The organism is Streptococcus mitis, from assembly GCF_003942695.1.
GTDB lineage: Bacteria > Bacillota > Bacilli > Lactobacillales > Streptococcaceae > Streptococcus > Streptococcus mitis_BD.
On the sequence record NZ_RJNU01000001.1, the window covers coordinates 198,453 to 210,962 of the forward strand.

The 12,510-nt window shown below is 38.1% G+C and carries 10 protein-coding genes; all 10 read left to right on the plus strand.

Features of this window, described 5'->3' with window-relative positions:
- The first annotated feature begins 121 nt into the window (after positions 1–121).
- Positions 122–1,198: an SIR2 family protein gene (locus D8852_RS00885; protein ID WP_125424696.1), complete on the plus strand. Its 1,077-nt coding sequence runs from the start codon at positions 122–124 to the stop codon at positions 1,196–1,198.
- Positions 1,195–3,057, plus strand: coding sequence for an ATP-binding protein (locus D8852_RS00890; protein ID WP_125424697.1), 1,863 nt, complete (start codon positions 1,195–1,197; stop codon positions 3,055–3,057). The genes D8852_RS00885 and D8852_RS00890 overlap by 4 nt, the downstream gene beginning before the upstream one ends.
- Positions 3,041–4,414: an SIR2 family protein gene (locus tag D8852_RS00895; protein ID WP_260467085.1), complete on the plus strand. Its 1,374-nt coding sequence runs from the start codon at positions 3,041–3,043 to the stop codon at positions 4,412–4,414. Before D8852_RS00890 ends, D8852_RS00895 begins: the two co-directional genes overlap by 17 nt.
- A gap of 103 nt (positions 4,415–4,517) precedes the next feature.
- Positions 4,518–4,919: a YbgA family protein gene (locus D8852_RS00900; protein ID WP_125424698.1), complete on the plus strand. Its 402-nt coding sequence runs from the start codon at positions 4,518–4,520 to the stop codon at positions 4,917–4,919.
- Positions 4,903–5,268 (plus strand): TIGR02328 family protein, encoded by a 366-nt coding sequence (locus D8852_RS00905; RefSeq protein WP_125424699.1) that lies wholly within the window; start codon positions 4,903–4,905, stop codon positions 5,266–5,268. The genes D8852_RS00900 and D8852_RS00905 overlap by 17 nt, the downstream gene beginning before the upstream one ends.
- A gap of 156 nt (positions 5,269–5,424) precedes the next feature.
- Complete coding sequence (locus tag D8852_RS00910; protein ID WP_125424700.1) at positions 5,425–5,790, plus strand: type II toxin-antitoxin system RelE/ParE family toxin; 366 nt, start codon at positions 5,425–5,427, stop codon at positions 5,788–5,790.
- Positions 5,780–6,073, plus strand: coding sequence for a helix-turn-helix domain-containing protein (locus D8852_RS00915; RefSeq protein WP_000797742.1), 294 nt, complete (start codon positions 5,780–5,782; stop codon positions 6,071–6,073). Before D8852_RS00910 ends, D8852_RS00915 begins: the two co-directional genes overlap by 11 nt.
- Positions 6,074–6,425: 352 nt before the next feature.
- Positions 6,426–8,675: a 5-methyltetrahydropteroyltriglutamate--homocysteine S-methyltransferase gene (gene metE, locus D8852_RS00920; protein WP_125424701.1), complete on the plus strand. Its 2,250-nt coding sequence runs from the start codon at positions 6,426–6,428 to the stop codon at positions 8,673–8,675.
- Between the two features lie 94 nt (positions 8,676–8,769).
- A complete protein-coding gene (gene metF / locus D8852_RS00925; protein ID WP_049479138.1) occupies positions 8,770–9,636 on the plus strand; it encodes a methylenetetrahydrofolate reductase [NAD(P)H] in 867 nt (288 codons plus the stop codon).
- A 651-nt stretch (positions 9,637–10,287) separates the two neighbouring features.
- Entirely contained in the window at positions 10,288–12,501 is a 2,214-nt protein-coding gene (pnp, locus tag D8852_RS00935) for a polyribonucleotide nucleotidyltransferase (RefSeq protein ID WP_125424702.1), read from the plus strand.
- Positions 12,502–12,510 lie beyond the last annotated feature (9 nt).

The window sequence follows — 12,510 nt, forward strand, 5'->3', positions numbered from 1 at the left end:
TCTAAAGGCGTTTTTTTGCTGTTCTATGATATAATCTAAGTGTAAAAATAATGTTAGTCTACATTTTATGTTAAAAAAAGATAGTTGTATTTCTATCGTTGGTTAATAAAAGGAAAATACTATGGAAAATATAATTTTTAATGTGGAACAATTTAAAAGAAATATACTAACAAAAAACTTGAATATTTTAATTGGTTCAGGAGTATCAAATCCAGCTATTCCTTTAATGAAGTTCTTTTCAAAAGATGATAAAGGTATGACTGTAAGTAAAGAAGATGCAAATGCTAATTTAGAAAATCATATATGGAAAGTGAGTTCCTTTTTGCTTTGGGAACATAATGATAGAATCAAGTATTTTGTTGAAAATATGGATAAACAGACTTTGTATTCAACAGATTATTTTACTGAGCTGAAGAATTTCAATACCTTTGAAAATAATATTGGTTTTGTATTGGAACGATATGTAAAGTTTTTAGAAAAAGTAATTACATTGCTTTACACTTCAAATTCTAGAACGGTTTCAAAGAGTGTTAGTATTTTTACTACAAATTATGATTTATTTATTGAAAATTCTTTGGATCTATTAATGAAAAATGAGAACTTTATATTTAATGATGGGAGCAACGGTTATTTCCATAAAGTGTTAGATAGTTCTAATTATAATAAAAGTGTGGCGTATAGAGGATTAAATGAAAATTATTTAAATGAGCTTCCATCAATTTCTTTAATTAAACCTCATGGGTCTATGAATTGGGAAAAAGGTGAAAATAATCAGATTTTAATAAGACCGTATGTTGTCGATCAACCAGTAGTTGTTAAGCCTACCGGACTTGAAGGACAGGAAACATATCTTAACAATCATTTTCATGATATGTTAAGAGTATTCCAACTAGAGTTAGATAAACCTCAATCAGTATTAATTGTTGTAGGATTCTCGTTTCAAGATGATCATATTGCAAAGATGGTAAGGAGGTCCTTAAAGAATCCAGAATTAATGATTTATATATTTTGCTATGCTGATAGTGATTTTGAGGTTATTAAGAATAATTTGTCTCTTGATAATATTCCTAGGAATCTTCAGATAGTGATACCAACTGCTTTAGAATCTGAAAATAAGAACATTTTGAATACAAGTGGAAATTTTGATATTAGTAGTTTGACAGAGTTATTTATCATCGAGGATGAAGAAGTAAAATGAATCGTGATGTGAAAAAATTAGGTGTAATTGTAGGGGTTGACGGTGATATTTCTCAAGTTGGAATGTATCAACTATCTAATGATGCAGAGTATTTATGGTATGGAGATATTTTACAAGGTGCTAAAATTGGTGCATTTTTGACAATTTTGCAGAATAATGTAAAAATCATCGCTTCGGTTGTTACTGAGAAAGTTGCTGATCAGCAAAATACAATTCGAAGTACAGAATTTGACAATCGATTTTCAAAGAATTCTATAAATCGAATTGTTCATTTGAAGACTAAAGGTGTTATTGAAAAAGGTGAATTTCAAGTAACAAGTCAATATGTACCTATGATTGGTAATGAAGTATGTATTACTTCAAAAAAAGACTTAGAATTAATATATGGGATTAATACGTCTGAGCCGACAATTTCTATTGGAAAATCAATCTTAGAAGGTCAAGTTATCCCTTTATCAATTAATAAAATTTTTGCCTCCCATATTGGTGTTTTTGGGAATACTGGTAGCGGTAAATCAAATACATTGCATAAGTTATTTTTAGAATTATTTCGGTCTGACTATAGAGAAAAAATTTTAGAGCTTTCAAAATTCTATGTTATTGATTTTAATGGTGAATATACAAAAGATGATAGTTTTGATGTCACAGAAAATAAGAAGGTGTTTGATATAGATACTAGAAATCAAACCAATAATAAAATTCCAATCACTTCAGATTATTTATTTGATCCTGATATTTTGTCAATCCTATTTGGAGCAACAATAGCTACACAAGTGCCATTTTTGAGAAAAGCGCTTAAAATATGGGAGGAGAATAAATTTGATGGTACTAGTATTGCAAGATTTGTTGTGGGAACATTGAAAAAGATTTTAACTACTGGGAATTCTGCGAGTTTGGATTCTAAAGATAATTGGACATCGATTGCAGAGAAATACATTAACAGTGATTTATTTACTGTCTTAAAAAGTAATTTGTATTACAATTCTGCATATGAATCCTATTTTACAAAGAGGAACGGTGTAGATTGCTATATAATTAATGCGAATACTCCAATAGAAAACTCCGAAATACATTATCTACGAATTAATGAAATTGAAGAAGCTTTATGTAATAAATTTGACGCACTCCCAGAAATTGACAAATTGAAGTTTCATCTTGATTTTCAAAAAGTACATCAATCAGCTTGGAAATCAACAAACATTGAGCATATTAATCCTTTATTTCATAGAATTGATACAGCTCTAAATAGTTTGAAAAAAGTTGTTGAAGTTAAAGAGAGTATTGATGGAGATTTTTCCAGTCTAAATATTATTAATCTCGTACATGCTAATCAGGAGATTACCAGACTAATTCCAATGCTTATTTCAAAAATGGTTTATGATAAACAGAAAGAGAATATAAATCGAGACGATGTTACATGTACTAGTCATTTAATTATTGATGAAGCACATAATATTTTAAATGCTCAAAATCATTCTGTAGGAGATACTTGGCAGGACTACAGATTGAATATTTTTGAGGAAATCATTAAGGAAGGGCGAAAATTTGGTTTCTACTTAACTATATCTAGTCAACGACCAGCAGATATTTCACCGACTATTCTTTCACAAGTTCATAATTATTTCATTCATAGATTGGTTAATGACAATGATTTACGAATGTTGGGAAATACTATGCCTACGTTGGATAAAACTTCCTTTAATAAAATTCCTAGTTTAGGTAAAGGAGAGGTTATAATTACTGGTAATGCTATTCAAGTTCCAGTATTTGTGAAAGTAGATAAAGAAGAAATAATTAGACCGAATAGTGATGATGTTATTTTGACAAAATTGTGGAGTAGAAATGATGGTAAAAATTAAAGGAAAATTTATAGAAGGGTGTAGAGAATGTAACAATGATAATGATTTTACGTTGCCTGATGATGTCATTCAAGCAGCAATTAAGGGAGATTTAGTATTATTCTGTGGTGCAGGTATAAGTACGGAGTCAAAAAAAGTTATGCCTACTTCATTTTATACGGATATAAAAAATGTGTTGGAATATAAAAATCATATTGAAGTAGATGAAAATCTATCCTTTTCTAAGTTAATGAGTTTGTTTTGTGAAAATGTCGCAAATGGTAGAAAAGAACTATTTAAAAGGATAAATAACAGATTTCAAATGATAGAAAATTTTCCGGAGCTATATGGTATTGCTTCAGAATTTCACAAAGAAGTTGCTAGAATTCCGCAGATTGGAACTGTAATAACAACTAATTGGGATACTTTGTTTGAAGATAATTGTGATATGTTTCCAATTATTTATAATGAAGATGTTGCTTTGTGGGATACATTTGATAAAAGGGTTTTTAAAATTCATGGTTCTATAAAAAATATAGGTTCAATTATTGCAACTGAGGAGGACTATGAAAATTGCTATCAAAAATTGTCAACAAAACCTATTGGGGATAGATTAAAAACTATCTTATCAACAAAAACAGTAGTCTTTGTAGGTTTTTCTTTCGGTGATGAAGACTTGAATAAAATTATTGAGATTCTTTCAGATGATTTGGGACAGTTTGCAAATCAATTTTATTTAGTTACAATTGATGAAAAGTGGTTGGAGAAGCACCCTAAAAATATAATTCCGATTATTACTGATGGAACATTTTTTGTTAAGTCTTTGAAAAATGAACTTATTCATCAAGGAACTCTGATTGACAGTATGGTATATCGTTTTGCAGAAGAAGCAAATGAAATTTTAATAAATGCACACTTAAGTTGGATGGATGATGCAAAGTTTCATGAAATTTTGCAAGAGTATCCCGAACTATTATTGACAGTTGCATACCAAGATGGTATGATACATGCTTTTCAAAGATGTATAGCTGATGAAAAATCAGGAAGAGTATTAATGCCAAATTATACTCATGACGTTGTTCATAGNTATTTGTATTTATATAACAAAAGAATGAGTGAAAATGAGTATTTACGAGCTTACTATGATCTGGGGTATTCTGATGGCTTTTCGGCATTGGAATTGTTCACACGTAATGAAAACGAAGATGCTTTATTACTACCTATGTTTTATTTTAATGGTGAAATTTTTGATGATTTAGAAACATTATTATCCTACTTAAATGAAAATAGAATCCCAGAACTTTACCATTATTGTAAAGAGAAAGTTACCCCCTATAAGAATGGGGGAATCCCTCATTGTATGCCATGGTATTGTTAATTTTATAATTCAAGAAATAGTTAGCGCATGCTCATTTTTTAAAAAAATTAAATTAATTTTTGTTTCCGTATTTCCTGGAAACTGATAGAAAACAAGGAGAAAGATGGAAACTAACCAAAAATCCCAGTGTCAGCAACTCTGGGCTAGAAACAAATACCTCGTTTTGAGCCATTCCAGCAATATTTATAATGACATTCGCCAATACTTGAAGAATGAACAGGTGGAGGTCAGCCATGTTCAAAACCTCATTGACCGTGCTTGCCAGATTCCGGAACATAGAGGTCAGGTTTGCAATGCCTTTCAGCATATTTGGGGCTATTTCAAAAAGAAAGCGACAGATGCTGAGCGCAAGGACTACATGCTCTTGCTGGACCGCTACCGCTTTGGTCAGGCTTCCAAGGAAGACTTGATTGCTAAGACTAGAGAGTTGCTGGAACGCTATCCTAATACCTACTTGCAACATTCGACTTTACTGAAAGGAGACACCCATGAGACTTTGGCATGAGGCTTTGATTTCACAACTTCCCCGTCCCCAACTTTTGGGACAACATCGAGAGTGTTGCGCCCTGCGTGGCAATGGATGGGGCAGAAAGCATGCGACGGTTGACTATGTCTTTACTCACTCGCCCTATCGTCTCTATGCCTATCATCGCTTGATCATGGAGGAGATGGCTGACCGTGGCTATAATGTCAGTCCAGAGTGGCTGGACAAGAACTACCGTGGCAAAACCTGCCCTCCTTATGAAGACTTGCCTGAGGAGAAGCTAGGCAATCCTATCTACAGTGAGCATGACGCAGGATACTATGAGGAGTGTTTAGATAATCTCCGAGAGAAAGGCATTGAGCTGGAGTAAGAGTCAGGATTAGCTCCACACTATAACTCTTCTCGTAATTTTTTCGAATAATAAAGATGAGACCTTTAAAATGATTCTAAGGTCTTCTTTTTATGGGGATTAGAATTTACTTTTAATAACTTTTGAGTTATAATTGAATTAGAAAGAGGCTACTTGGTGCATACGATTTACTTCTATAAGGACAAAAATGGAAACGAGCCAGTCTTAGATTATATGAGAGAATTGGCTAGAAAGAAGAGTAAGGATAGTCGTATCAAACTCAATAAACTAAACGACTATATCGAGTTGCTTAGTCAGCATGGGACTAGAACTGGTGAACCCTATATCAAACATTTGGAAGATGAGATTTGGGAACTAAGACCTCTTAAGGATAGGATTTTATTTGTAGCGTGGCTTGATGGGAGTTTTGTTCTCTTACATCATTTTGTCAAAAAAACTCAGAAAACTCCTAGGAGAGAAATTGAAAAAGCCAAGCGTGAACTGAAGGACTTAAAAGAAAGAGGGTTAAGTGATGAAGAATAGTGCTATTGGAAGTAACTGGAAGGATGTCCGGTTAGAACTCTTTACCAAGGAGGAAATCCTTGAAAGTGATATGCGAGTGGCTATCATGAGTGAGTTGATTGAGGCCAGACATGAACAAGGAATCAGCCAGAAAAAGCTAGAAGAACTTAGTGGAGTGAGCCAGCCTGTGATTGCTAGGATGGAGACAGGAAAGACTAGTCCTCAGTTGGATACGGTCTTAAAAGTCTTAGCCAGTTTAGGAAAGACACTAGCAGTCGTCCCACTTGAACAGGAAAAAAGTTGATAGAGATGAGATTACTTGGTTGGCTAAAATCATCCACAGAACAATTTTACCTCCCGTCCGCACTTTTTCAGGGAAATATCAGAATTACAAAAGAAAACCAACCTATAGTCTTTTCTAATAACAAGTCATAGTCACTTATAAGAAACATAAATAGCTCGTTTGAGCATTCTAACTAAAATATAGCTATAAAACAAGCTATACAAAGGATTTGAGACATTTGTTTCAAGTCTTTTTCTTTTGACTAAAAGAGTGATATAGTTTCAAACTATATCAAAGCCTAATTATTTACAATTATACAGACAGATTCTTTTCTGTTAAGATAGTTTCAACAACAAATTTTGGAGGACACATCATGTCAACTACAATCATCGGTTTCCCTCGTTTGGGCGAATTCCGCGAATTAAAATTTACAACTGAAAAATACTTTAGAAAAGAAATCTCAGCAGACGAACTCCTTGCCGCAGCAAAAGATTTGCGTGCTAAACACTGGAACATTGTCAAAGAAAAAGGCATCACTGAAATCCCATCAAATGACTTTTCTCACTATGACAACTTCCTCGATGCAGCTTTCCTCTTCAACGTGGTGCCTGCTTCTGTTCAAAACTTGGACTTGTCTGACCTTGAGCGCTACTTTGCTTTGGCTCGTGGTTACCAAGGAGAAAAAGGGGACGTGCGTGCCCTTCCGATGAAGAAATGGTTTAACACCAACTACCACTACATCGTACCTAAATTTGAAAAAGACACTCAAGTCAAACTTGCAGGTCACAAGATCTTTGACGAATTCCAAGAAGCAAAAGAACTTGGTCTCAACACTCGTCCAGTCCTTGTAGGACCATTCACTTTCCTTCAATTGTCAGACTTTGAAGAAGGCGTGAAAGCAGAAGACTTCGTAGATAGCTTTGTAGCTGCTTACCAAGAAGTTTTTGCTAAATTGGCGGAACTTGGTGCGACTCGCATCCAGTTGGACGAAGCTGCTCTTGTAAAAGACTTGACAGCTGAAGAAAAAGCTCTCTTCTTGAACATCTACAATAAGCTTTTGGCTGATAAAAAAGGTCTTGAAGTCTTGCTTCAAACTTACTTCGGTGACGTTCGTGATGTCTACGCTGACCTTGTGAACTTGCCAGTTGATGCCATCGGTCTTGACTTCGTTGAAGGTAAGAAAACTCTTGAACTCGTTAAAGGTGGCTTCCCAGCTGACAAGACTCTCTATGCAGGTATCGTCAATGGTAAAAATATCTGGCGTAATAACTATGAAAAGAGCTTGGCTGTTCTTGAGCAAATCCCAGCTGAAAACATTGTTTTGACAAGCTCATGCTCACTTCTTCATGTGCCATTTACAACAGCTAATGAAGAATTTGAACCAGCTATCTTGAACCACTTTGCTTTTGCAGTTGAAAAATTGGAAGAACTTCGTGACTTGGATGCTATCCGCAATGGTCAAGGCGCAGAAGCACTTGCTGCTAATAAAGAACTCTTTGCGACTGAACGTGTGGGTGAAAATGCAGAACTTCGTGCGCGCATCGCTGGATTGACTGACGCAGACTACACTCGTTTGCCAGCCTTTGCAGAACGTGAAGCGATCCAAGAAGAAGCCTTCAAACTTCCAGCTCTTCCAACAACAACCATCGGTTCATTCCCTCAAACTAAGGAAGTTCGTGCCAAACGCTTGGCCTTCCGTAAGGGTGAATTGACCCAAGAAGAATACGATGCCTTCCTTGCTGAAACCATCGACGAATGGATCAAATGGCAAGAAGAAGTTGGATTTGACGTGCTGGTACACGGTGAGTTCGAGCGTAACGACATGGTTGAGTACTTCGGTCAAAACTTGTCAGGTTACCTCTTCTCTAAGAATGGTTGGGTACAATCATACGGTATGCGTGGGGTGAAACCACCAATCATCTGGGGTGATGTGACTCGTCTTAACCCAATCACTGTCAAATGGTCTAGCTATGCTCAAAGCCGTACAGACAAACCTGTCAAAGGGATGTTGACTGGACCGGTTACCATCCTCAACTGGTCATTCCCACGTGAAGACATCTCTATCAAGGACTCAACTCTTCAAATCGCCCTTGCTATCAAGGATGAAGTTCTTGACCTTGAAGCTGCAGGTGTGAAAATCATCCAAATCGACGAAGCTGCTCTTCGTGAGAAATTGCCACTCCGTCGTAGCGACTGGTACGAAGACTACCTTGACTGGGCTATTCCTGCCTTCCGCTTGGTACACTCAACAGTAGCGCCAGACACACAAATCCACACCCACATGTGTTACTCAGAATTTACAGATATCATCCCAGCCATCGACAACATGGATGCGGACGTTATTTCCTTTGAAGCAAGCCGTTCAAACCTTGAAATCTTGGACGAACTCAAAGCGAAAAACTTCCAAACAGAAGTGGGACCTGGGGTTTACGATATCCACTCACCTCGTGTGCCAAATGAAGGCGAAATCGACCACACAATCGATGCTATCCTTGCCAAAGTACCAAGCAAGAAAGTTTGGATCAACCCTGACTGTGGTTTGAAAACACGCGGTATTCCAGAAACAAAAGAAAGCTTGATCCGCCTTGTCGAAGCAGCAAAAGCTGCGCGCGAGAAATTGTAAGATAAGATTTCGCTCGTGACACTGACTGATCAAGGAACTGCTTGGCCCAAGCTGGCTCAGCAATCATGAAATCAAAAAGAAAAGGATAATGACTATGTCACGCCAAACTCCGTCACTTTCATTTGAAGTGTTCCCTCCAAACCCAGCTGTGGGTAATGATAAAATTATTTCAGCCTTGCAGGATATGCGGGAGCTGACACCGCACTTTATCAGTGTGACCGCCAGCAATAATAAATTCAATATCAAGGAAACAACGGTTCGTTTGGCTGACTTTATCCAGAATGACTTGGCGATTCCAACTATTGCCCACTTGCCAGCTATCTATCTGACCAAGGAGAAGGTTGCAGAGACACTTGCGGACTTGGACAAGGTTGGTGTGCGAAAAATATTGGCTCTACGTGGGGACATCATCCCTGATGTGGAACCGCAAAAGGATTTCCGCTACGCAACGGATTTGATTGAGTTCATCAAGGAACAAGCCCCTCACTTTGATATTGTTGGTGCTTGTTATCCAGAAGGACATCCAGATTCACCAAACCAGATCTCGGATATTCAAAATCTCAAGAAGAAAGTGGATGCAGGCTGTTCAAGCCTCGTAACGCAGCTTTTCTTTGACAATGAGCGCTTCTATGATTTCCAAGATAAGTGTACCTTGGCAGGGATTGATGTTCCCATTCATGCGGGAATCATGCCTATTCTTAACCGTAACCAAGCGCTTCGTCTCTTGAAGACTTGTGAGAATATCCATCTTCCACGCAAATTTAAAGCCATCTTAGACAAGTATGAGCATGACCCAGAGTCGCTCAGAGCAGCAGGGCTTGCCTATGCAGTGGATCAAATCGTGGACTTGGTAACCCAGGATGTTGCAGGTGTGCATCTCTACACCATGAACAATGCTGAAACAGCAAAATACATCCACCAAGCAACCCATGCCTTGTTTAATCATCAGTCTTTAGGATAATCGATTCTTTTAGCACTTCGTCTAAAGTGGTTAGGCCGCAGCAAATCTTCGATTTCATGGCTAAACTGCAAGCCTTGGTCTTTCAGTTTGCCTGTAACGTTAGCGAGACTAACCTTACTTTAACCACTGAGACGACAGCTTGTCATTTACTTGCTTTTTAATGAAAAATGACAGTTGTGAGAGCTAAAGAATTCGCTAAATAAAATAAACAACAAACCATTCCTCTTTTCATGGGGGAATGGTTCCTTTTTAATAGAAAAGCCCGCACTTTTTAAGAAAAATATGATAAAATAGACTCTGTACGTACTTGATACAAAGATGAGGGTATTTAAGTTATTAAGGTTGCAAAAACTCAACTTTAAATGTCCAAAATATCTTGAGTAACTGAACACGCCTACAACTCTATGGAAAAAGATAAATCTATCTAGGAGCAGTCGCTCCGTCGTTCGATTTCCTATTTTCCTTTGAGTTGCTTAACGGCTTAGTATCTTGAAAATTGAACTCGGCCGAAAAGCTGTGTAAAAAAGATAAACTGTCTTGTCTTCATCGAAGACTTCGCCAGTTTCCTATTTTTACTTTGCTTTTTGCGACCTTAGTATCTTGATCTTTGTAGGCAAGGCGTATAATTTCATCAATCCAAAGGGGATTAAAATGACAAAACAAGTGTTTCAAACGACTTTTGCGGGTCGTGAGTTAATCGTAGAGACTGGTCAGGTTGCTAAGCAAGCAAATGGCTCTGTTGTCGTGCGTTACGGTGAGTCAACTGTCTTGACTGCGGCCGTTATGTCTAAGAAGATGGCAACTGGGGATTTCTTCCCACTTCAAGTCAACTACGAAGAAAAAATGTATGCGGCTGGGAAGTTTCCTGGTGGCTTTATGAAACGTGAAGGACGTCCTTCAACAGATGCGACTTTGACAGCGCGTTTGATTGACCGTCCGATCCGTCCTATGTTTGCGGAAGGTTTCCGTAACGAAGTACAAGTAATCAATACAGTGCTTTCATACGATGAGAATGCGTCTGCTCCAATGGCGGCTATGTTTGGTTCATCCTTGGCACTTTCTATCTCAGATATTCCGTTTGACGGACCAATTGCTGGGGTACAAGTGGGCTATGTTGACGGCCAAATCATCATCAACCCTAGTCAAGAACAAGCAGAGCGTTCGCTTCTTGAATTGACAGTAGCTGGGACCAAACACGCTATCAACATGGTTGAGTCTGGTGCCAAAGAATTGTCAGAAGAAATCATGTTGGAAGCTCTTCTCAAAGGGCATGAAGCAGTCAAAGAATTGATTGCCTTCCAAGAAGAAATCGTTGCTGCTGTCGGTAAGGAAAAAGCAGAAGTGGAATTGCTTCATGTGGATGCGGACTTGCAAGCTGAAATCATTGCAGCTTACAACAGCGACCTCCAAAAAGCGGTTCAAGTAGAAGAAAAATTGGCTCGTGAAGCTGCAACTCAAGCAGTTAAAGACCAAGTGACTGCTGTTTATGAAGAAAAATATGCAGATCACGAAGAATTTGACCGTATCATGCGTGATGTGGCTGAAATCTTGGAACAAATGGAACACGCTGAAGTGCGCCGTTTGATCACAGAAGATAAGGTGCGTCCTGATGGTCGTAAGGTTGATGAAATCCGTCCTTTGGATGCGGTTGTTGACTTCTTACCTCGTGTGCACGGTTCAGGTCTCTTTACTCGTGGCCAAACTCAAGCCCTTTCAGTCCTGACCTTGGCTCCGATGGGAGAAACTCAAATCATCGATGGTTTGGACCCAGAGTACAAGAAACGCTTTATGCACCACTATAACTTCCCTCAATACTCTGTAGGGGAAACAGGTCGTTACGGAGCCCCTGGTCGTCGTGAAATTGGTCACGGTGCTCTTGGTGAGCGTGCCCTTGCTCAAGTCTTGCCAAGTTTGGAAGAATTCCCATACGCGATTCGCTTGGTAGCTGAAGTATTAGAATCAAACGGTTCTTCATCTCAAGCCTCTATCTGTGCGGGAACTCTTGCCCTTATGGCTGGTGGTGTGCCAATCAAGGCGCCAGTAGCAGGGATTGCTATGGGTCTTATCTCAGATGGAAATAACTATACAGTATTGACAGATATCCAAGGTTTGGAAGACCACTTTGGAGACATGGACTTCAAGGTTGCCGGTACTCGTGACGGGATTACAGCCCTTCAAATGGATATCAAGATCCAAGGGATTACTGCAGAAATCTTGACAGAAGCTCTTGCTCAAGCAAAGAAAGCACGTTTTGAAATTCTTGATGTCATCGAAGCAACCATCCCAGAAGTTCGTCCAGAATTGGCTCCAACTGCACCGAAAATTGATACCATCAAGATTGATGTCGACAAGATCAAGATTGTCATCGGTAAGGGTGGAGAAACCATCGACAAGATTATCGCTGAAACAGGCGTTAAGATTGATATTGATGAGGAAGGTAATGTATCTATCTACTCTAGTGACCAAGATGCCATTAACCGTACAAAAGAAATCATTGCTGGTTTGGTTCGTGAAGCTAGAGTGGATGAAGTTTACCATGCCAAGGTTGTTCGTATCGAGAAATTTGGTGCCTTTGTCAACCTCTTTGATAAGACAGATGCACTTGTGCACATTTCTGAAATGGCTTGGACTCGTACCAACCGTGTAGAAGACTTGGTAGCTATCGGCGATGAAGTTGATGTTAAGGTTATCAAGATTGATGAAAAAGGCCGTATCGATGCCTCTATGAAAGCTCTTCTTCCTCGTCCACCAAAACCTGAGCATGATGAAAAGGGCGAAAAGTCTGAGAGACCTCACCGTCCACGTCATCACAAGGACCACAAACCTAAGAAAGAAGTTACAGAAACACCAAAAGATTCAGAATAAGAAAAGGAG